The organism is Clostridioides sp. LIBA-6622 (assembly GCF_056716095.1).
In genome coordinates, this window is the sequence record NZ_CP196998.1 from 108,052 (window position 1) to 128,351 (window position 20,300).

Below are 20,300 nucleotides of genomic sequence, written 5' to 3' on the forward strand. Positions count from 1 at the left end.
AGGTGCTAATATGAAAGGAATATTAGGCAAAAAAGTTGGTATGACTCAAATCTTTACTGATAAAGGTGTAGTTATACCTGTAACAGCTGTTGAAGCAGGACCTATGGTCGTTACTCAAATAAAAACAGTTGATAAAGATGGATATAATGCTATACAAATAGGTTTTGAAGATGCTAAAGAAAAAGCTTTAAATAAACCTAAAAAAGGACATTTAGCTGCTGCTAATGTTTTAAAGAAACATTTAAAAGAATTTAGAGTAGATTCTGTAGAAGGATACACAGTAGGACAAGAAATAAAAGCTGATGTATTTGAAGCAGGTGCAAAAATAGATGTTACTGGAACAAGTAAAGGTAAGGGATTCCAAGGTCCAATAAAAAGACATGGACAAAGTAGAGGTCCTGAAACTCACGGTTCTAGATACCACAGAAGACCAGGTTCAATGGGAGCTTGTTCTTACCCTGGTAGAGTATTTAAAAACAAAAAATTAGCTGGACATATGGGAAGCGTAAAGGTAACAGTTCAAAACTTAGAGGTTGTTAAAGTAGATGCTGATAAGAACCTTATATTAGTTAAAGGAGCTATACCAGGAGCTAAAGGTTCAGTAGTAACTATAAAAGAAGCTGTAAAGGTTTCTAAATAATGACTAACCTAGAGAAAGGAGGAATAACAATGCCAAAATTAAATGTACTAAATGTTAGTGGACAAAACGTTGGAGAAATAGAATTATCAGATTCTATATTTGGCGTAGAAGTTAATGGACATGTTTTATACGAAGTTGTAAAAAATCAATTAGCAAATAAGAGACAAGGAACTCAATCTGCTAAAACTAGAGCAGAAGTTAGAGGTGGCGGAAGAAAACCTTGGAAACAAAAAGGAACAGGTAGAGCAAGACAAGGTTCTACAAGATCTGTACAATGGGTAGGTGGAGGAGTTGCTTTTGCACCTAAGCCAAGAAGCTACAAATATACATTACCTAAGAAGGTAAGAAGATTAGCTATGAAGAGTGCTTTATCTTCAAAAGTACAAAATAGTGAAGTTATAGTATTAGATGCATTAAACATGGATGCTCCTAAAACTAAAGAATTTGCTCAAATATTAAATAATATAAATGCTGCTAAAAAAGCTTTAGTAGTTATAGCTGATAAAAATGATAACATAATAAAATCAGCTAGAAATATAGAAGGTGTTCAAACTGCATTAGTTAATACTATGAATGTATATGATATATTAAAATATGATTCATTTATAATAACTACAGATGCTGTTAAAAAAGTGGAGGAGGTGTACGCATAATGACTAATCCACATGATGTAATAATAAGACCAGTTGTAACTGAGCACAGTATGGCTGAAATGGGTGAAAAAAAATACACTTTTGTTGTGGCTAAAGATGCGAACAAAACTGAAATAAAAAAAGCAGTAGAAAAAGTATTCGGAGTTAGTGTTGATAAAGTAAATACTTTAAACTACGATGGAAAAGTTAAAAGAATGGGTAGAACTCAAGGAAGAACATCAAGCTTTAAGAAAGCAGTAGTTAAATTAACTGCTGATAGTAAAGAAATAGAATTCTTCCAAGGAATGTAGTATTATAACAAACGAAGGAGGGAAAACAGATGGCTATAAAAAAGTTTAGACCAACTTCTCCTGCCTTAAGACAAATGACAGTTTTAGTTTCTGATGAAATAACATGTAACCAACCAGAAAGATCTCTTTTAGTTAACTTAAAGAAAAATGCTGGTAGAAATGTACATGGTAGAATAACTGTTCGTCATAGAGGTGGAGGACAAAAAAGAAAATATAGAATAATAGATTTTAAAAGAGATAAAGATGGTATACCTGCTAAGGTTGCTACTATAGAATATGATCCAAACAGAACTGCAAATATCGCATTATTAAACTATGCTGATGGAGAAAAAAGATATATATTAGCTCCAGTTGGAATTAATGTTGGAGATACTATATTATCAGGATTAGGTGCTGATATAAAACCAGGAAACTGTTTAGCATTAAAAGATATGCCAGTTGGTACTATCATTCATAATATAGAATTAAAGCCAGGAAAAGGAGCTCAATTAGTTAGATCTGCTGGAGTTTCTGCACAATTAATGGCTAAAGAAGGAAAAAATGCTTTATTAAGATTACCATCAGGTGAGATGAGATTAGTAAGCATAAACTGTAAAGCTACTATAGGACAAGTTGGAAATATAGAGCACGGTAACGTAGTTATCGGTAAAGCAGGAAGAAAAAGACATATGGGAATAAGACCTACTGTAAGAGGTTCTGTAATGAATCCTAATGACCATCCACACGGTGGAGGGGAAGGTAGATCTCCAATAGGTAGACCATCTCCTGTTACTCCATGGGGTAAACCAGCTCTTGGGTACAAAACTAGAAAGAAAAATAAAGCTTCAAATAAATTAATAGTATCAAGAAGAACTAAGTAGTAAATTTATTTTTGCTCGGAAAGGAGGAATATAAATGTCAAGATCAACTAAAAAAGGGCCTTTTGTCCATGCAAGACTTTTAAAGAAAATAGAAGCTATGAATGCTAGCGGAAGTAAAGAAGTTATAAAAACTTGGTCAAGATCTTCAACTGTATTTCCACAAATGGTAGAAAATACTATAGCTGTTCATGATGGAAGAAAACATGTTCCAGTATATATAACAGAAGATATGGTTGGACATAAATTAGGTGAGTTCGTTCCTACTAGAACTTTCAAAGGACATAAGGATGACGAAAAATCTAATAAGAGAAAATAATTAAATTATGACTAAGAAAGGAGGAATAACAATGGAAGCAAAAGCTACTGCTAAATACGTACGTGTATCACCAAGAAAAGCAGGCCAAATATGTGACCTTGTTAGAGGAAAGAATGTTGATGAAGCATTAGCAATATTAAAGTTTACTCCAAGAGGAGCAGCTTCAATAATAGCTAAGGTTGTAAAATCAGCTAAAGCCAACGCAGAAAACAATCACGAAATGGATACTGAAAAATTATATATAGCATCAATAGTTGCTAATCAAGGACCAACAATGAAGAGATTCATGCCTAGAGCTATGGGTCGTGCAACTACAATAAGAAAAAGAACTTCTCATATAGAGGTTGTTGTTAAAGAAAAAAAATAATTAATAGATAGGAGGGAAAGTAAATGGGTCAAAAGGTTAATCCACACGGCTTAAGGGTCGGTGTTATAAAAGATTGGGACTCAAGATGGTTCGCTACTGATAAAAAAGAGTTCGGAAACTTATTATTAGAAGACCATAATATACGTAAATTCTTAAAGAAAAGATTATATTCATCTGGAGTTGCTAAGATAGAAATAGAAAGATCAGCTAATAAAATAAAAATGGACTTACATGTTGCTAAGCCAGGAGTAGTTATAGGAAGAGCTGGTGCAGGAATCGAAGCATTAAAAGCTGAATTAGAAAAAATGACAAAGAAAACTATAATAGTTAATATAGTAGAAGTAAGAAGTACAGATAAAAACGCTCAATTAGTAGCTGAAAATATAGCATTAGCTATAGAGAGAAGGGTTGCTTTCAGAAGAGCAATGAAACAAGCTATACAAAGAGCAATGAAGTCTGGTGCTAAAGGGATAAAAGTTTCTGCTTCAGGAAGATTAGGTGGAGCTGAGATGGCTAGAACTGAAGGTTATAGTGAAGGAAATGTACCACTACAAACTTTAAGAGCAGATATAGATTATGGTTTCGCTGAAGCTGATACTACTTATGGAAAAATCGGTATAAAAGTTTGGATATGTAATGGTGAAGTTTTACCAACTAGAGACGGTGTAAATCCAAGAGAAGAAAGTAGAAAGAGCGATAGAAGAGACAACAAGAGAGATAATAGAAGAAACGATAGAAGAGGAAATGACAGAAGAGGAAATGATAACAGAGGAAACTACAGAGGACAAAGACCTCAAGGTGGATCAAGACCTCAAAGAACTGAAAACAAAGGAAATTAATAATAGTTAGGTTCAAGGAAGGAGGAAAAATACTCATGTTAATGCCAAAAAGAGTAAAGCGTCGTAGAGTTCATAGAGGAAGTATGGCTGGGCAAGCTCATAAGGGTAATAAAGTTACTTATGGTGAGTTTGGTCTAGTAGCATTAGAAGCTTCTTGGATAACTTCTAACCAAATAGAAGCTGCCAGAATCGCGATGACTAGATATATAAAAAGAGGGGGAAAGGTTTGGATAAAAATATTCCCTCATAAACCAGTAACAAGAAAACCAGCAGAGACTCGTATGGGTGCCGGGAAAGGTTCTCCAGAATATTGGGTAGCTGTAGTTAAGCCAGGAAGAGTTATGTTTGAATTAGCAGGTGTTTCTGAAGATAAAGCAAGAGAAGCTATGAGACTTGCTGCACATAAATTACCAATCAAATGTAAATTTGTGAAAAAAGAAGATTTAGAAGTAAAGGGTGGTGAATAGGATGAAAGCTAAAGAATTAAGAGATTTAACAAGCGAAGAGCTAATGAACAAATTAAACGACTTCAAAAGTGAATTATTTAGCTTAAGATTCCAATTAGCTACTGGTCAATTAGAAAATACAGCTAGAATAAAGTTTGTTAAGAAGGATATAGCAAAAGTTAAAACTGTTCTTGCTGAAAGAAAGTTATACGAAACTAGAGCTTAATTTGGAAAGGAGGCTTTTTAAACATGGAAAGAGGAAGAAGAAAAGTTAGAATAGGCCGTGTTGTTAGTGATAAGATGGATAAAACAATAGTAGTAGCTGTTGAAGAGTTTGTACGTCATCCACTATATAATAAACGTGTTAAGAGAACTAAGAAATTCAAGGCTCATGATGAAAAGAATATATGTAACATCGGAGATAGAGTTAAAATAATGGAAACTAGACCTTTATCAAAAGATAAGAGATTTAGACTAGTTGAAGTTGTTGAGAAAGTGAAATAGTTTTTGAAGAAGGAGGGATTACGATATGATACAACAAGAATCACGTCTAAGAGTTGCTGATAACTCAGGAGCTAAAGAAATTTTATGTATACGTGTTCTAGGCGGAAGTAAAAGAAGATATGGTAACATAGGTGACGTTATAGTTGCTACTGTTAAAAGTGCAACACCTGGTGGAGTTGTAAAAAAAGGTAAAGTTGTTAAAGCTGTTATAGTGAGAACTAAACAAGGCATGAGACGTAATGATGGAAGTTATATTTCTTTTGATGAGAATGCAGCTGTTATAATAAAAGACGATAAAACTCCAGTAGGGACTCGTATATTCGGGCCTGTTGCTAGAGAGTTAAGAGACAATGAATTCATGAAAATAGTTTCTCTTGCTCCAGAAGTACTATAATTAAGGAGGTGCAATAGGACATGATGCGTGTTAAAAAAGGTGACACTGTTGTAGTTATAGCAGGAAAAGATAAAGGTAAAAAAGGTTCAGTTTTAAAGGTATATCCTAAAGCTAGCAAAGTGTTAGTTGAAGGTGTAAATGTAATAACTAAACATCAAAAACCAAGTGCTATGAACCAACAAGGTGGAATAATAAATAAAGAAGCCCCAATACACATATCTAATGTAATGCCATTTGATCCTGAAACAGGAAAAGGCGTTAGAGTAAGATATGAAGTAAAAGATGGGAACAAAGTAAGAGTATCAGCAAAGAGCGGAAAAGAATTATAATAAATATTGCTTGAAAGGAGGGACCTTAAATGGCTTCTAGATTACAAGAAAAATACATGAAAGAAGTTGCTCCTGCTTTAATGGAGAAATTTGGATACAAAAACGTAATGGAGATACCTAAGTTAGATAAAATAGTTATTAACATGGGTATAGGTGACGCTAGAGAAAATCCAAAAGGATTAGAAAAAGGCGTTGAAGAATTAGAAATAATATCAGGACAAAAGCCTGTTATAACTAAAGCTAGAAAATCTGTTGCTAACTTCAAATTAAGAGAAGGAATGCCAATAGGAACAAAAGTTACATTAAGAGCTGACAAAATGTTCTACTTTATGGACAAATTAGTTTCTGTTTCTTTACCAAGAGTTAGAGACTTTAGAGGAGTTAACCCTAACGCTTTTGATGGTAGAGGAAACTATGCTTTAGGAGTTAAAGAACAATTAATATTCCCTGAAATAGAATATGATAAAATAGATAAAGTAAGAGGAATGGATATAATATTTGTTACTACAGCGAAAACTGACGAAGAAGCTCGTGAATTATTAAAATTATTAGGAATGCCATTTTCTAAGTAAGCAAAGGAGGGATTCCCGTGGCTAGAAAAGCGATGGTTGTTAAACAACAAAGAAAGCAAAAGTACGCTACTAGAGAATACACTAGATGTACTATATGCGGAAGACCGCATTCAGTTTTGAAAAAATTTGGTATATGCCGTATATGCTTTAGAGAATTAGCTTATAAAGGTCAAATACCTGGTGTTAGAAAAGCAAGCTGGTAGAAGCTTGATTAGAATGGAAGGAGGGCAACAAAATGACAATGACAGATCCAATTGCAGATATGCTTACTCGTATAAGAAATGCTAATGTTGTTAAGCATGAAACTGTAGATGTTCCAGCTTCTAATATTAAGAAAGAGTTAGCTAGAATCTTATTAGAAGAAGGTTTCATAAGAGGTTATGATGTTATAGAAGACGGAAAACAAGGTATCATAAGAATACAATTAAAGTACGGACAAGAAGGCGAAAGAGTTATAACAGGTCTTAAGAAAATATCTAAGCCTGGTATGAGAGTTTACGCTGCTAATCATGAGATACCAAAAGTATTAAATGGATTAGGAATATCAGTTATATCTACTTCAAAAGGAATATTGACTGACAAGCAAGCTAGAAAAGAAAATGTTGGTGGAGAAGTAATCTGCTACGTTTGGTAATTAATATGAACAATGTAAGGAGGTGCGACCATGTCAAGAATAGGTGTTAAGCCAATAATAATACCAGCAGGTGTTGAAGTTACTATAGCTGAAGGGAATTTAGTTACAGTAAAGGGTCCAAAAGGAACTTTAACTAAACAATTAAGTGCTGAGTTAAACATAAAAAAAGAAGAAAATACAATAATGGTTGAAAGACCAACTGATAATAAAAAACATAAATCTTTACACGGATTAACTAGAACTTTATTAGATAATATGGTTGTAGGTGTAAATACTGGTTTCGAAAAGAAATTAGAATTAAAAGGTGTTGGATATAGAGCTCAAAAACAAGGTAAGAAATTAGTTATGAACTTAGGTTTCTCTCATCCAGTTGAAATGGAAGATCCAGAAGGAATAACTGTTGAAGCTCCAAACCAAACAGAGTTAATAGTAAAAGGTATAGACAAGCAATTAGTAGGAAATTATGCTGCTAAGATAAGAGCTTGGAGAAAACCAGAGCCATACAAAGGTAAAGGTATAAAATACGTTGATGAAGTAATCAGACGTAAAGAAGGAAAAACTGGTAAAAAATAATACCAAAACTTAAACGCTAGAAAGGAGTGAGCTAGGTGTTAAAAAAGGCTGATAAAAATGCTAATAGACTTCAAAGACATAAGAGAGTTCGTAGAAAAATAAGCGGTACTTCTCAAAGACCAAGATTATGTGTATTTAGAAGTGCTAACAATATATATGCTCAAATAATAGATGACACAAACAGAGTAACTCTAGTTGCTGCATCTTCTTTAGAAGCAGAAGTTAAGAGTGCTGTCAATCATACAGGAAACAAGGAAGCAGCTAAGAAAGTTGGAGAATTAGTTGCTAAAAAAGCTGTTGAAAAAGGAATCACTGAAGTTGTATTTGACAGAGGTGGATACTTATATCATGGAAGAATTCAAGAATTAGCTGAAAGTGCTAGAGAAGCTGGTCTTAAGTTCTAATACGAAGGAGGGAAAAATACATGCTACGTCGTAAGCCGATAGATGCAGGACAACTTGACTTACAAGAAAAAGTTGTTGAAGTAAGACGTGTTACTAAGGTTGTAAAAGGTGGTAGAAACTTCAGATTTGCAGCGTTAGTAGTTGTTGGAGATGAAAACGGACACGTTGGTATAGGTGCTGGGAAAGCAATGGAAGTACCAGACGCTATAAAAAAAGCAGTTGAAGATGCTAAGAAAAATCTAATAGTAGTGCCAATAGTTGGGACTACAATTCCTCACGAAGTACGCGGACACTTTGGTGCTGGAAATATATTAATAATGCCTGCTGTAGAAGGTACAGGAGTAATAGCTGGGGGACCTGCTAGAGCCGTACTTGAGCTAGCTGGACTAAAAGACGTTAGAGCTAAGTCTTTAGGATCTAACAATCCAAGAAATATGGTAAATGCTACAATAGAAGGACTTAATTCTCTAAAAACAGTTGAAGATATAGCTAAACTTAGAGGTAAAAAAGTTGAAGAACTTCTAGGGTAAGGAGGTAGTGTAAAATGGCTAAATTACAAATAAAGTTAGTTAGAAGTGTTATAGGAACTACTCCTAACCAAAAAAAGAATGTTGAAGCGTTAGGATTAAGAAAAAGAGAACAAGTTGTTGTAAAAGAAGACAATGCTCAAACAAGAGGTATGATAAATAAAGTGAGTCATTTATTAGAAGTAACTGAAATAGCTGAATAATTTTTATAAAGTAGTGCAAGGAGGTGCAATCCATGAAGTTACATGAGTTAAAACCTGCTGAAGGTGCAGTAAGAGCTAAGAGAAGATTAGGTAGAGGTACTGCAACTGGACAAGGTAAAACTGCAGGACGTGGACAAAAAGGTCAATGGTCTCGTTCTGGTGGTGGAGTAAGAGTAGGATTTGAAGGTGGACAAATGCCACTAGCTAGAAGACTTCCTAAGAGAGGTTTCAATAACATATTTAAGAAAGTTTACACAGAAGTTAATGTGGAAGTTTTAAATAGATTTGAAAATGGAACAGAAATAACTGCAGAATTATTAAAATCTACTAAAACTATAAGCAAGATAGGTAAAGATGGAATCAAAATCTTAGGTGAAGGTAATTTAGAGAAAGCTTTAACTGTTAAAGCTGCTAAATTTACAGCTTCAGCTCAAGAAAAAATAGAAAAAGCTGGTGGAAAAGCAGAGTTAGTATAATAACCTGCTAATCTCCTAGCCAGTACAGGCGGGGTGAATTAGCGTGCTGTCAAAATTAAAACAAGCTTGGAAGATTAAAGCAGTAAGAAAAAAAGTAATGTATACACTTATGATGATCGTGATATTCAGAATAGGTACTACTATACCAGTTCCAGGCATAGACACTAGTATTATACAAAAGATGGTAGGCGGCAATAGTCTACTTTCTCTGTATAATATGTTTACTGGTGGAGCATTTAGTAACTTTTCACTATTTGCTTTAGGTATAAGTCCATATATCACTGCATCAATCATAATACAACTTCTAACAGTAGGTTTTGAGAGTCTAGCAGAACTTCAAAAATCTGGTGAAGAAGGAAAGAAAAAAATTAATAAGTACACTAAATATACAGCACTAGCTCTAGCAGTTGTACAAGCTTTGGGAATTACATTAGGAATTGTAAGAAGTGCTTTAATATCAAATAGTGTGTTTTTTATATCAACTGTTGTAATAACATTAGTTTCAGCAAGTATGTTAGTAATGTGGATTGGGGACAAAATTACTGAAAAAGGAATCGGTAATGGTAGTTCAGTAATAATATTTGCAGGTATAATATCAAGAATACCAACAGATGTTATTAAAATCGCGCAACAAGTTAAATCTGGTCAAGTTGCACCTTGGGTTATAATACTTCTAATTGTAGTTATATTACTTACAGTTACAGGAGTTACATTCATACAAGAAGCAACTAGAAAGATACCTGTACAATATGCTAAAAGAGTTGTTGGAAGAAAGATGTATGGAGGACAAAGTTCTCATATACCAATGAAAGTTAACCAATCAGGAGTTATGCCTATAATTTTTGCTAGTTCACTTTTAGCTTTTCCTCAAACAATAGCTATGTTTATGGGATCAAATGCTCAAGCTTTTGTTCAAAAATACTTAAGTATGGCGACAGAACAAGGATTTTGGACGTATAGATCAATTGAGATTCTACTTATAATTTTCTTCTCATATTTTTATACAACTGTATCATTCAATACAGAAGACATATCTAAAAATATGAAAAACAATGGTGGATTTATACCAGGTATAAGACCAGGTGAACCTACTATGGATTATTTAAATAGAATTTTAACTAGATTAACTTTAGCTGGAGCTACTTTCTTAGCAATAATTGCTATGGTACCAGCTCTTACAACACATTATATGAAAGTAAATATGAGTCTAGCTGGGACTTCATTGCTAATCGTTGTTGGGGTTGCTTTGGAACTTAAGAGACAGTTAGAGTCAAACTTAGTTATGAGAAGCTATCAAGGTTTCTTAAAATAAAATGGAGATGGATAATATGAGAATAATATTACTTGGACCTCCAGGTGCTGGTAAAGGTACTCAGGCGGCAGGAATAGTAGAAAAATACAATATACCTCATATATCAACAGGAGATATATTCAGAAAGAATATAAAAGAGGGAACAGAACTTGGAAAAAAAGCTAAAGAATACATGGACCAAGGTTTATTAGTACCAGATGAGTTAACTGTAGGTTTAGTTACTGATAGAATATCTCAAGAAGACTGTAAAAATGGATTTATGTTAGATGGATTTCCAAGAAATGTAGCACAAGGAGAACACTTAGATGTATTCTTAAAAAATACTGGTATAGCATTAGATAAAGTTGTTAATATTGAAGTTGATAAGAGCATACTAGTATCTAGAGCAGTTGGTAGAAGAATATGTAAGTCTTGTGGAGCTACTTACCATGTTGAGTTTAATCCTCCTAAAGTAGAAGGTGTATGTGATGTATGCCAAGGAGAATTATATCAAAGAGCTGATGATAATGAAGAAACTGTATCTAAGAGAATACAAGTTTATCTAGATGAGACAAAACCTTTAGTAGACTATTATGGTAAGCAAGGTATAATAGCAGATATAAAAGGTGACCAAGCAATAGATAAAGTATTTGAAGATATTGTCTCAGCTTTAGGAAGTGGAAAATAAATGATTATCTTGAAATCAAAAAAAGAAATAGAACTTCTAAGAGAAGCAGGCAAAATTGTTGCTGATACTCATGAAGTTTTAAGAAAAGCTATTTCTCCGGGAATATCTACTTTAGAATTAGATAAAATAGCTGAAGAGAATATAAGAAAATATAATGCAGAACCTTCTTTTAAAGGATATGGAGGTTTTCCAGGAAGTATATGTGCTTCTATTAATAGAGAAGTAGTACATGGGATTCCAGGAGAAACCATATTAAAAGAGGGGGATATTATAAGCTTAGATATAGGAGCCTATTATAAAGGATATCATGGTGATTCTGCGAAAACTCACGGAGTAGGCATGATATCTGAAGAAGATAGGAAATTGATAGAAGTAACTAGAGAAAGCTTCTATGAAGGAATAAAATTTGCTAAATTAGGATATAGACTTTCAGATATCTCACACGCAGTACAAACACACGTTGAGAAACATGGTTTCTCAGTAGTTAGAGATTTAGTGGGTCATGGAGTTGGAGCAAATCTTCATGAGGATCCACAAGTACCTAATTATGGACTCCCAGGAAAAGGGCCAAGACTTAGAGAAGGAATGGTTATTGCTATAGAGCCAATGGTTAATGCAGGTCGTTATCATGTAAAGACTCTATCAGATGGGTGGACGACTGTTACAATAGATGGAAAAAAATCAGCTCATTATGAGCATACGATAGCAATTACTGAACATGAACCTTTGATATTGACAAAGTTGTAATTTAAAAAGTAGGTGAAAAAAGTGCTATCAGATAATTTAAGTATAGGTCAAGTTGTTAAAGTTTCATTAGGACGAGACAAAGGAAATTTATTTTTCGTAGTCAAAGTAGTTAATCATGAATATGTATTAATAGCTGATGGAAAGAAACGAAAACTTGACAAACCTAAGTTAAAGAAAGTGAAGCACTTAAAAAAATATAATTTTATTAATGATGAAGTTAGAAAAAGAGTAGTATCTGGACAAGAAATTACAGATTCTTTTTTAAGAGCTGAACTTACTAAGTTAAATTAGATGATTTAACTTATTGAAATGGAGGGCTGGTTAGTTAATGGCCAAAAAAGATGTTATAGAATTAGAAGGTACAGTTTCAGAAGCTTTACCTAATGCTATGTTTAAAGTTAAACTAGAGAATGGACATGAAATATTATGCCACATTTCTGGAAAGCTAAGAATGAACTTTATAAGAATTCTTGAAGGTGACAAGGTGAATGTTGAACTTTCTCCATATGACCTTACAAGAGGAAGAATTACTTGGCGTAAGAAGTAGACTATATTAATATTTAGTCTAAGGAGGGATTAATAATGAAGGTTAGACCATCAGTAAAACCAATATGTGAAAAATGTAAAGTAATAAAAAGAAAAGGAAAAGTAATGGTTATCTGTGAAAATCCAAAGCATAAGCAAAAGCAAGGATAAGAAATTATTACTAGTATTTTGTTAAAATTTATAGTATAATACTATATTGTGATGTTAACAAAAGAACGTTAAAATCGTTGAACAATCTGGCGTAGGATTGGTATATGATACGAGGTTTTAAACACTAAAAACTATGTGTAGGAGGTGCGATCATGGCAAGAATAGCTGGGGTAGATTTACCTAGAGAAAAAAGAGCGGAGATAGGCTTAACTTATATATATGGTATAGGTAAAGCAACTGCTAACGAAATATTAGCTAAGGCTGAGATAAATCCAGATACTAGAATAAAAGATTTATCAGAAGATCAAGTTAATGATTTAAGAAAAGTTATAGATGACGATTTCTTAGTTGAAGGTGACTTAAGAAGAGAAATTGCTTTAAACATAAAGAGATTAAGAGATATAAAATGTTATAGAGGAATAAGACACGCTAAAGGTCTTCCATTAAGAGGACAAAGAACTAAGACTAATGCTAGAACTAGAAAAGGTCCTAGAAAAACAGTATCTCGTAAAAAGAAAAAATAAATAAATAATAATTAGATGAAGGAGGGAAAAGGAAAATGGCTAAACCAAAAAAGAAAGTTACACGTATTAGAAGAAGAGAACGTAAAAATATAGAACGTGGTCATGCTCATATACAATCAACTTTCAATAATACAATAATAACTTTAACTGACGTTCATGGAAATGCTATATCTTGGGCAAGTTCTGGACAATTAGGATTTAAAGGATCAAGAAAATCAACTCCATTTGCATCTCAAATGGCTGCTGAAACAGCTGCAAAAGCTGCTATGGAACACGGACTAAAAAGTGTTGAGGTATTCGTAAAGGGGCCAGGTTCAGGAAGAGAAGCTGCAATAAGAGCTTTACAAGCAACTGGACTAGAAGTAACTATGATAAAAGACGTTACTCCAATCCCACATAACGGATGCAGACCACCAAAGAGAAGAAGAGTGTAATTAAGAAGAGTACAAATAGGAGGTGTAGATAAATGGCAAGATATACAGGTGCATCATGTAGACAATGCCGTAGAGAGGGAATGAAATTATTCCTTAAAGGTGATAGATGTTATACAGATAAATGTGCTATAGTAAAAAGAAACTATGCTCCAGGTCAACATGGCCAAGGAAGAAAGAAAGTTTCTAACTATGGATTACAATTAAGAGAAAAACAAAAAGTTAAAAGAATATATGGAGTTTTAGAAACTCAATTTAGAAACTTATATGAACGTGCTGAAAATATGCCTGGTAAAGCAGGTGAAAACTTATTAAGTTTATTAGAGAGAAGATTAGATAATGTAGTTTACAGAATGGGACTAGCATCTTCTAGAAAAGAAGCTAGACAATTAGTAGCTCATGGTCATTTCACTTTAAATGGAAATAAAGTAGACATCCCTTCATTAGTAGTTAAAGTTGGAGATGTTATAGAAGTTAAAGAGAAATCAAGATCTTCTGCAAAATTCAAAAATTTAGTAGAAGTTAACTCAAGAATAGCTCCTAAATGGTTAGAAGCTAATGTAGAAGGAATGACAGCAAAAGTAGTTGGTGTTCCAACAAGAGAAGATATAGATCTTGAGATAGCTGAGCACTTAATCATAGAACTTTACTCTAAATAATAAGCACACTTTTAAAAATTATTTTAAAATTTTGTTTACCCTCAGTGGATTACTGAATTTTAAGGAGGGTTTTGTCCATGATAGAAATAGAAAAGCCAAAAGTAGATATAGTTGAGCTTAGCGAAGACTATAGATATGGTAAGTTTGTTATAGAACCTCTAGAAAGAGGATATGGAATAACTATAGGTAACGCACTAAGAAGAATATTATTATCATCATTACCAGGAGTGGCAGTAAATGCCATAAAAATAGATGGAGTTCTTCATGAATTCTCTACAATACCTGGTGTTAAAGAAGATGTTACTGAGATAATATTAACTTTAAAAGAGCTTTCAGCAACTATAGATGGTGAAGGAAGTAGAACACTTAAAATAGAGGCTCAAGGACCATGCTCTATCACAGGTGCAGATATAATCTGTCCTCCAGATGTTGAAATATTAAGTAAAGATTTAGCAATAGCTACATTAGATGATAATGCTAAACTTAATATGGAAATATTTGTAGATAAAGGTAGAGGCTATGTTTCTGCTGAAGAAAATAAAACAGAGAATGTTCCAATAGGTGTTTTACCTGTGGATTCAATATATACTCCTGTTGAGAAAGTTAGTTATCATGTAGAAAACACAAGAGTTGGTCAAAAAACAGATTATGATAAATTAGTACTAGAAGTATGGACTAATGGTAGTATAAATCCTCAAGAGGGTATATCATTAGCTGCGAAAGTATTAGTTGAGCATTTAAATCTATTTATAGACTTAACTGAACATGTAAGTAGTGTTGAAATCATGGTAGAAAAAGAAGAAGATCAAAAAGAAAAAGTCCTTGAAATGACTATAGAAGAATTAGATTTATCAGTTAGATCATATAACTGTTTAAAGAGAGCGGGAATTAATACAGTTGAAGAATTAGCTAATAAATCTGAGGATGATATGATGAAGGTTAGAAACCTAGGTAAGAAGTCATTAGAAGAGGTAATACAAAAACTAGAGGAACTTGGATTAGGATTAAAACCAAGTGAAGAATAGCGAGCAAAGGAGGGATAAGAATGGCTAAGTACCGTAAATTAGGACGTGAAACAGCTCACAGAAACCTTATGTTAAGAAACTTAGTAACTTGCTTACTAAGAAGTGGAAGAATAGAAACTACAGTGACTAGAGCGAAAGAAACTCGTAGAATGGCTGAAAAGATGATAACTCTTGCTAAAAGAGGGGATCTTCATGCTAGAAGACAAGTTTTAGCTTATGTTATGGATGAAACAGTAGTTAATAACTTATTCACAGATTTAGCTCCAAAATATGCTGAGAGAAATGGTGGATACACTAGAATAATAAAAATAGGGCCAAGAAAAGGCGATGCTGCTGAAATGGCTTTTATAGAATTAGTATAGTAAGGAAAGGATTAGGCTTGATGGCTTAATCTTTTTTTTATTTTTTTGACTCAGGTGTGATATAATAATGTGTAAAATGATTTTTATAAGTTATTGCTTACTAAAAGGAGTATGAATTAATGGATAATATAGTAAAGGTAAATAATATTTCGTTTGAGTATATTACAGATGAAGCAAAACTTAAAGCAATAGATAATTTAAGCCTAGATGTTAAAAAAGGAGAATTTGTTGCGATAATAGGACATAATGGTTCTGGTAAGTCTACTTTATCTAAAAACTTAAATGCAATTCTTATGCCTACTGAGGGAAACATTCTTATTGATGGAATGGATACTAAAGAGGAAGAAAGATTATGGGATATAAGACAAACTGCAGGTATGGTATTTCAAAACCCAGATAATCAAATAGTTGCGACAATAGTAGAGGAAGATGTCGCGTTTGGACCTGAAAACTTAGGGATAGAGCCTAAAGAAATAAGACGTATTGTAGAGGAGTCTTTAAAGAGTGTAGGTATGTATGATTTAAGAGGTAGACAACCACACTTGTTATCAGGTGGTCAAAAACAAAGAGTTGCAATAGCAGGAATTATTGCTATGAGGCCTAAATGTATAATATTTGATGAAGCGACAGCAATGTTAGACCCATCTGGAAGAAAAGAAGTTATGAAAACAATAAAAAGACTTAACAAAGAAGAAAATATAACTGTTATACATATAACACACTTTATGGAAGAAGCAGTAGAGGCAGATAGAGTTGTGGTTATGGAAAAAGGGAAAAAAATCTTAGAGGGTACTCCTAGAGAAGTATTCAGTGAAATAAAGATGCTAAAGGAAATCGGTTTAGATGTACCTTGTATGACAGAGTTGTCTAGTTTGTTAATAGAAGAAGGAATGAATATTGGTAGTGATATATTAACTGTGGATGAGATGGTGATGGAATTATGTCAATTATAGTAAAGAATTTAACACATATATATAATGAAGGAATGCCTTTTGCAAGTAAGGCACTTGATGATGTTTCTTTTGAGATTAAAGATAGAGATTTTGTTGGTCTCATAGGTCATACAGGTTCAGGAAAATCTACATTAATACAACATTTAAATGGATTATTAAAGCCTTCCTCAGGAGAAATATTTATAAACGATTTTAATATAACAGATAAAAACTTGAACCTAACTGAGATTAGAAAAAGAGTAGGTGTTGTATTTCAATATCCAGAATACCAATTGTTTGAAGAAACGATTGATAAAGATATAGCTTTTGGACCTGCTAATTTAGGCTTAGAGGAGTCTGAGATACATAATAGGGTGAAAGCATCAATGGAAGCTGTAGGACTTGATTATGAGGAATTTAAGGATAAATCTCCTTTTGAATTATCTGGTGGTCAAAAACGTAGGGTAGCAATTGCTGGAGTTATAGCCATGAACCCAGAAGTTCTTATACTGGATGAACCTACTGCTGGTCTTGACCCTGGTGGAAGAGATGAAATTTTTAATTTAATAAAGGATTTACATGAAAAAAACAATATGACTATAATACTATCATCTCATAGTATGGATGACATGGCAAAGTTAGCAAAAACTTTAATTGTTATGAATCATGGTAGAATAGAATTTATGGGGACTCCTAGAGAAGTATTTAAATCGAATGCTAGTAAATTGAAAGAGATAGGATTAGATATTCCACAAGTTTTAGAGCTTGCATTGAAATTGAGACAAAAAGGTTTTGACATCAGAGAAGATATATTGACTTTAGAAGAAGCAAAACAAGAAATATTAAAAGTTGTGAGAGGACGAGGATTATGTTAAAAGATATAACTATAGGGCAATACTACCCAACGAGTTCTGCTATTCATAAATTAGATCCAAGGATAAAACTTGTAGCAACAATTGTGTTTATGGTGTCTATATTTGTAGTAAATAAATTTTGGCCTTATATAGTAGTTTTATTATGTTTATTAGGTATGATAAAGTTAGCTAATATACCAGTTAAGTATATTATTAAGGGTGTAAAACCTCTTAAATGGATTATTTTATTTACATTTCTTATAAATATTTTTTTCTTGCCAGGTGATGAAATATGGTCATTTGGATTTTTAGCAATAACAAAACAAGGTCTAAGACAAGCAATTTTCATGGCAATAAGACTTATATTTTTAGTGGTTGGGACATCTTTACTTACTCTAACTACTTCACCAATAGAATTAACAGATGGTATAGAAAGATTGCTTAACCCATTTAAAAAAATTGGGTTACCAGTACATGAACTTGCAATGATGATGACAATCGCTTTACGTTTTATTCCTACATTATTGGATGAGACTGATAAAATAATGAAAGCTCAAATGTCTAGAGGGGCAGACTTTGAAAGTAAAAACCTTATAAACAGAGCTAAGAACTTAGTTCCTCTGTTGGTACCATTATTTGTGAGTGCATTTAGAAGAGCTGATGAATTAGCTATGGCTATGGAAGCTAGATGTTATAGAGGTGGACATAATAGAACTAAAATGAGAGAGTCTATCATAACAAAGAGAGATTATATAGCATGTGTATTCCAAGTTGTTTATTTAGGAGTGATTATAGCTACTAGATTTATAGCAATCTAATAGAAACATAGATATAAATGAGGTAAAATATGAGAAATATAAAAATTACAATCCAATATAATGGCAGTAATTATTGTGGATGGCAAAAGCAACCTGATTCTTTAGGAATACAGGGTACAATAGAAAAGGCTATATATGATATAACAAGAGAAGAAGTCAAACTTGTAGGGTCAGGTAGAACTGATTCAGGAGTTCATGCTATTGGTCAAACCGCAAATTTTAAAATTAATTCAGACATAAATGTAGAAAGTATACCAATGGCTTTAAATGCTAAATTACCAAAAGATATATCAATTATAAAAGCATGTGAAGTTAACGAAAATTTTCATTCAAGGTATAGTGCAAAAGGTAAAACATATAAATATTTAATATATAATAGCAAGTTTAGAAATCCAATACTTAGTGATATATCATATCAAGTAAAATATGAACTTGACTTTGATAAAATATGTTTAGAGTCAAAAAGTCTGCTGGGAACACATGACTTTAAAGGCTTTATGAGTTCTGGTTCATCTGTAAAAGATACAATTAGAACTATATATGATATTGATGTCAATAAAAAGGATGATTTAATTGTTATAGAAATTAGTGGAAATGGATTCTTATATAATATGGTAAGGATTATTGTTGGAACACTTATTGATATAGGTCGTGGTAGGATTAATGAGTCATTTTTGGATATAATAGAATCTAAAACTAGATCAAAATGTGGACATACAGCTCCAGCACAAGGATTATTTCTTAAAAAAGTTCATTATTAACTTGACACACCAGGCCACATGTATTAAAATATATGAGAATGTGTTAATAAGTCCACTTGCCCCGGACTTGACATAAACGGTAAAAAAATTTTATGAGAAATAGTTAAGGAGGGACAGTTATGAAAAGTTATATAGCTAAGCCAGCTGATGTACAAAGAAAATGGTACTTAGTTGACGCTGAAGGTAAAACATTAGGTCGTTTAGCAACAGAAATTGCGACAGTATTGAGAGGTAAACATAAACCAACATTTACTCCTCACGTTGATGGTGGAGATTTTGTTGTTGTAGTAAATGCAGGAAAGATAGTTTTAAGTGGTAAAAAATTAGATCAAAAATATTACAGATACCATACTGGTTATGTAGGTGGATTAAAAGAAATATCTTATAGAGATATGATGGATAAGAAACCAGAAGAAGTTATAGCACATGCTGTAAGTGGTATGTTACCTAAGAACAAATTAAGAAGTAGAATGATGACTAGATTAAGAGTATTTGCAGGTGCTGAGCACACTCATGCAGCTCAAAATCCAGAAGTTTTAAACTTTAAGTAAGATTAATAGGTGAAAGGAGGAGTTTATAATGGCTAACGTTCAATATTATGGAACTGGAAGAAGAAAAAGTTCTGTTGCTAGAGTAAGACTAGTTGCAGGTGAAGGAAATATATTAGTAAATGGAAGAGCATTAGAAAATTATTTTAACTATGAAACATTAATAAGAGATGTTAAACAACCATTAGTTTTAACTGGAAATGAAAATAAATATGATGTTATAGTAAAAGTTGAAGGTGGAGGATTCACTGGACAAGCTGGAGCTATAAGACATGGTATATCTAGAGCTTTATTAAAAGCTGATTTAGACTTAAGACCTGCTTTAAAGAAAGAAGGTTTCTTAACTAGAGATGCAAGAATGAAGGAAAGAAAGAAATACGGATTAAAAGCAGCAAGAAGAGCTCCACAATTCTCAAAAAGATAATTACTTATTTTTTTGGAAAAGTACAATACTTTATATATATCCATTTAGAAAGTATTGTTATGTTAAAAATGTTGGGTTTGAATTAAGACTGATATACAATAAAATAATAAGATATTTTATTAGGATGTTTTTCTGTAGGAAAAGCATCCTTTTTTATTTAAACAATAGAAAAACTATGCATTAAAATTACTTAATACAATAGTATTGTTAATAAAAGCAGTTTATATATCAAGAATTAAAAGTTTTATATACTATAATAACATAGTCTATGAATATACATTAGTATAATTCGTAGACTATGTTATTATAGCTTATATATTATTAAAATGTTCATTATTTAATAATATATAAGAGTATTAAATTAAAGGGGTTAGTATCTATATATAATATTGTAAATCATATATATAGATACTAATAAATAGAAATTGATAATTAGAAAAGTAAAATCAAAATGTTTGTACTAATATTTGGAATATTATAGTGTTTTTATAAGTATACATATACAGGGTGATG

Annotated in this window: 37 protein-coding genes; all 37 read left to right on the top strand. The window is 32.5% G+C overall.

The genetic code is table 11. The features are described 5' to 3' along the window. Positions 1 to 10 precede the first annotated feature (10 nt). The 37 genes from rplC to rpsI all read left to right on the top strand — a co-directional run bounded on the left by rplC (position 11) and on the right by rpsI (position 19,787). A complete protein-coding gene (gene rplC, locus ACTG47_RS00675; RefSeq protein ID WP_169470379.1) occupies positions 11 to 640 on the top strand; it encodes a 50S ribosomal protein L3 in 630 nt (209 codons plus the stop codon). 29 nt (positions 641 to 669) lie between these two features. Next, a complete protein-coding gene (rplD, locus tag ACTG47_RS00680; RefSeq protein WP_009904764.1) occupies positions 670 to 1,293 on the top strand; it encodes a 50S ribosomal protein L4 in 624 nt (207 codons plus the stop codon). Beyond that, positions 1,293 to 1,583: a 50S ribosomal protein L23 gene (rplW, locus tag ACTG47_RS00685; RefSeq protein WP_003435681.1), complete on the top strand. Its 291-nt coding sequence runs from the start codon at positions 1,293 to 1,295 to the stop codon at positions 1,581 to 1,583. The genes rplD and rplW overlap by 1 nt, the downstream gene beginning before the upstream one ends. A 29-nt stretch (positions 1,584 to 1,612) precedes the next feature. Beyond that, positions 1,613 to 2,443 carry a 50S ribosomal protein L2 gene (rplB, locus tag ACTG47_RS00690; protein WP_169470378.1) on the top strand — a complete coding sequence of 277 codons (831 nt, stop codon included), beginning with the start codon at positions 1,613 to 1,615 and terminating at the stop codon, positions 2,441 to 2,443. Positions 2,444 to 2,477: 34 nt separating this feature from the next. Then, positions 2,478 to 2,759, top strand: a complete 282-nt coding sequence (rpsS, locus tag ACTG47_RS00695) for a 30S ribosomal protein S19 (protein ID WP_021386634.1) — start codon at positions 2,478 to 2,480, stop codon at positions 2,757 to 2,759. A gap of 31 nt (positions 2,760 to 2,790) precedes the next feature. Next, positions 2,791 to 3,126, top strand: a complete 336-nt coding sequence (gene rplV / locus ACTG47_RS00700) for a 50S ribosomal protein L22 (RefSeq protein ID WP_009887891.1) — start codon at positions 2,791 to 2,793, stop codon at positions 3,124 to 3,126. 23 nt (positions 3,127 to 3,149) lie between these two features. Then, a complete protein-coding gene (gene rpsC / locus ACTG47_RS00705) occupies positions 3,150 to 3,965 on the top strand; it encodes a 30S ribosomal protein S3 (RefSeq protein WP_169470377.1) in 816 nt (271 codons plus the stop codon). 35 nt (positions 3,966 to 4,000) lie between these two features. Further along, positions 4,001 to 4,432: a 50S ribosomal protein L16 gene (gene rplP, locus ACTG47_RS00710; RefSeq protein WP_003421160.1), complete on the top strand. Its 432-nt coding sequence runs from the start codon at positions 4,001 to 4,003 to the stop codon at positions 4,430 to 4,432. 1 nt (position 4,433) lies between these two features. Next, the gene (gene rpmC / locus ACTG47_RS00715; protein WP_003421158.1) at positions 4,434 to 4,637 is read left to right on the top strand and encodes a 50S ribosomal protein L29; all 204 of its coding nucleotides are present in this window, start codon (positions 4,434 to 4,436) and stop codon (positions 4,635 to 4,637) included. Between the two features lie 23 nt (positions 4,638 to 4,660). Next, a complete protein-coding gene (gene rpsQ, locus ACTG47_RS00720; protein ID WP_003421156.1) occupies positions 4,661 to 4,915 on the top strand; it encodes a 30S ribosomal protein S17 in 255 nt (84 codons plus the stop codon). Between the two features lie 25 nt (positions 4,916 to 4,940). After that, on the top strand, positions 4,941 to 5,309 hold the full coding sequence (rplN, locus tag ACTG47_RS00725; RefSeq protein ID WP_021382511.1) for a 50S ribosomal protein L14: 369 nt from the start codon (positions 4,941 to 4,943) through the stop codon (positions 5,307 to 5,309). A gap of 23 nt (positions 5,310 to 5,332) precedes the next feature. Beyond that, positions 5,333 to 5,638, top strand: coding sequence for a 50S ribosomal protein L24 (gene rplX, locus ACTG47_RS00730; RefSeq protein ID WP_021382513.1), 306 nt, complete (start codon positions 5,333 to 5,335; stop codon positions 5,636 to 5,638). 29 nt (positions 5,639 to 5,667) lie between these two features. Then, entirely contained in the window at positions 5,668 to 6,210 is a 543-nt protein-coding gene (gene rplE, locus ACTG47_RS00735) for a 50S ribosomal protein L5 (RefSeq protein ID WP_021382514.1), read from the top strand. Positions 6,211 to 6,227: 17 nt separating this feature from the next. Then, complete coding sequence (locus ACTG47_RS00740; RefSeq protein WP_003421149.1) at positions 6,228 to 6,413, top strand: type Z 30S ribosomal protein S14; 186 nt, start codon at positions 6,228 to 6,230, stop codon at positions 6,411 to 6,413. 32 nt (positions 6,414 to 6,445) lie between these two features. After that, complete coding sequence (rpsH, locus tag ACTG47_RS00745) at positions 6,446 to 6,844, top strand: 30S ribosomal protein S8 (protein ID WP_021382525.1); 399 nt, start codon at positions 6,446 to 6,448, stop codon at positions 6,842 to 6,844. A gap of 30 nt (positions 6,845 to 6,874) precedes the next feature. Continuing rightward, positions 6,875 to 7,417, top strand: coding sequence for a 50S ribosomal protein L6 (rplF, locus tag ACTG47_RS00750; protein ID WP_479925788.1), 543 nt, complete (start codon positions 6,875 to 6,877; stop codon positions 7,415 to 7,417). 35 nt (positions 7,418 to 7,452) lie between these two features. After that, the gene (gene rplR, locus ACTG47_RS00755; RefSeq protein ID WP_169470376.1) at positions 7,453 to 7,821 is read left to right on the top strand and encodes a 50S ribosomal protein L18; all 369 of its coding nucleotides are present in this window, start codon (positions 7,453 to 7,455) and stop codon (positions 7,819 to 7,821) included. A gap of 20 nt (positions 7,822 to 7,841) precedes the next feature. Further along, the gene (rpsE, locus tag ACTG47_RS00760) at positions 7,842 to 8,351 is read left to right on the top strand and encodes a 30S ribosomal protein S5 (protein WP_003421138.1); all 510 of its coding nucleotides are present in this window, start codon (positions 7,842 to 7,844) and stop codon (positions 8,349 to 8,351) included. A 14-nt stretch (positions 8,352 to 8,365) separates the two neighbouring features. Continuing rightward, positions 8,366 to 8,551, top strand: a complete 186-nt coding sequence (rpmD, locus tag ACTG47_RS00765; RefSeq protein ID WP_003421137.1) for a 50S ribosomal protein L30 — start codon at positions 8,366 to 8,368, stop codon at positions 8,549 to 8,551. A 32-nt stretch (positions 8,552 to 8,583) separates the two neighbouring features. Then, on the top strand, positions 8,584 to 9,027 hold the full coding sequence (gene rplO, locus ACTG47_RS00770) for a 50S ribosomal protein L15 (protein WP_003421135.1): 444 nt from the start codon (positions 8,584 to 8,586) through the stop codon (positions 9,025 to 9,027). A 43-nt stretch (positions 9,028 to 9,070) separates the two neighbouring features. Next, the gene (gene secY, locus ACTG47_RS00775; protein WP_169470375.1) at positions 9,071 to 10,339 is read left to right on the top strand and encodes a preprotein translocase subunit SecY; all 1,269 of its coding nucleotides are present in this window, start codon (positions 9,071 to 9,073) and stop codon (positions 10,337 to 10,339) included. A gap of 16 nt (positions 10,340 to 10,355) precedes the next feature. Beyond that, positions 10,356 to 11,006, top strand: coding sequence for an adenylate kinase (locus tag ACTG47_RS00780; RefSeq protein ID WP_169470374.1), 651 nt, complete (start codon positions 10,356 to 10,358; stop codon positions 11,004 to 11,006). Further along, positions 11,007 to 11,753, top strand: coding sequence for a type I methionyl aminopeptidase (map, locus tag ACTG47_RS00785; RefSeq protein WP_021382516.1), 747 nt, complete (start codon positions 11,007 to 11,009; stop codon positions 11,751 to 11,753). Positions 11,754 to 11,774: 21 nt separating this feature from the next. Then, complete coding sequence (locus tag ACTG47_RS00790; protein WP_169470372.1) at positions 11,775 to 12,044, top strand: KOW domain-containing RNA-binding protein; 270 nt, start codon at positions 11,775 to 11,777, stop codon at positions 12,042 to 12,044. A 37-nt stretch (positions 12,045 to 12,081) separates the two neighbouring features. Further along, positions 12,082 to 12,300, top strand: coding sequence for a translation initiation factor IF-1 (gene infA, locus ACTG47_RS00795; protein WP_003421127.1), 219 nt, complete (start codon positions 12,082 to 12,084; stop codon positions 12,298 to 12,300). Between the two features lie 35 nt (positions 12,301 to 12,335). Then, positions 12,336 to 12,449, top strand: coding sequence for a 50S ribosomal protein L36 (rpmJ, locus tag ACTG47_RS00800; protein WP_002509257.1), 114 nt, complete (start codon positions 12,336 to 12,338; stop codon positions 12,447 to 12,449). A gap of 152 nt (positions 12,450 to 12,601) precedes the next feature. Next, positions 12,602 to 12,973 (top strand): 30S ribosomal protein S13, encoded by a 372-nt coding sequence (gene rpsM, locus ACTG47_RS00805; protein ID WP_021382517.1) that lies wholly within the window; start codon positions 12,602 to 12,604, stop codon positions 12,971 to 12,973. A gap of 35 nt (positions 12,974 to 13,008) precedes the next feature. Then, positions 13,009 to 13,407: a 30S ribosomal protein S11 gene (gene rpsK / locus ACTG47_RS00810; protein WP_003421122.1), complete on the top strand. Its 399-nt coding sequence runs from the start codon at positions 13,009 to 13,011 to the stop codon at positions 13,405 to 13,407. Between the two features lie 32 nt (positions 13,408 to 13,439). Then, positions 13,440 to 14,063, top strand: coding sequence for a 30S ribosomal protein S4 (gene rpsD, locus ACTG47_RS00815; RefSeq protein WP_021382518.1), 624 nt, complete (start codon positions 13,440 to 13,442; stop codon positions 14,061 to 14,063). 77 nt (positions 14,064 to 14,140) lie between these two features. Then, positions 14,141 to 15,088 carry a DNA-directed RNA polymerase subunit alpha gene (locus ACTG47_RS00820; protein ID WP_003427733.1) on the top strand — a complete coding sequence of 316 codons (948 nt, stop codon included), beginning with the start codon at positions 14,141 to 14,143 and terminating at the stop codon, positions 15,086 to 15,088. A 20-nt stretch (positions 15,089 to 15,108) separates the two neighbouring features. After that, on the top strand, positions 15,109 to 15,450 hold the full coding sequence (gene rplQ / locus ACTG47_RS00825; protein WP_003421117.1) for a 50S ribosomal protein L17: 342 nt from the start codon (positions 15,109 to 15,111) through the stop codon (positions 15,448 to 15,450). 119 nt (positions 15,451 to 15,569) lie between these two features. Further along, the gene (locus tag ACTG47_RS00830; protein ID WP_021382523.1) at positions 15,570 to 16,403 is read left to right on the top strand and encodes an energy-coupling factor transporter ATPase; all 834 of its coding nucleotides are present in this window, start codon (positions 15,570 to 15,572) and stop codon (positions 16,401 to 16,403) included. Continuing rightward, entirely contained in the window at positions 16,391 to 17,257 is an 867-nt protein-coding gene (locus ACTG47_RS00835) for an energy-coupling factor transporter ATPase (protein WP_479925789.1), read from the top strand. Before ACTG47_RS00830 ends, ACTG47_RS00835 begins: the two co-directional genes overlap by 13 nt. Further along, on the top strand, positions 17,251 to 18,054 hold the full coding sequence (locus tag ACTG47_RS00840) for an energy-coupling factor transporter transmembrane component T (RefSeq protein WP_169470370.1): 804 nt from the start codon (positions 17,251 to 17,253) through the stop codon (positions 18,052 to 18,054). Before ACTG47_RS00835 ends, ACTG47_RS00840 begins: the two co-directional genes overlap by 7 nt. A 29-nt stretch (positions 18,055 to 18,083) precedes the next feature. After that, positions 18,084 to 18,815, top strand: a complete 732-nt coding sequence (gene truA, locus ACTG47_RS00845; RefSeq protein WP_479925790.1) for a tRNA pseudouridine(38-40) synthase TruA — start codon at positions 18,084 to 18,086, stop codon at positions 18,813 to 18,815. Between the two features lie 119 nt (positions 18,816 to 18,934). Beyond that, complete coding sequence (rplM, locus tag ACTG47_RS00850) at positions 18,935 to 19,366, top strand: 50S ribosomal protein L13 (RefSeq protein ID WP_021382526.1); 432 nt, start codon at positions 18,935 to 18,937, stop codon at positions 19,364 to 19,366. Positions 19,367 to 19,394: 28 nt separating this feature from the next. Beyond that, on the top strand, positions 19,395 to 19,787 hold the full coding sequence (gene rpsI, locus ACTG47_RS00855) for a 30S ribosomal protein S9 (RefSeq protein WP_003421105.1): 393 nt from the start codon (positions 19,395 to 19,397) through the stop codon (positions 19,785 to 19,787). The last annotated feature ends 513 nt before the right edge of the window (positions 19,788 to 20,300 follow it).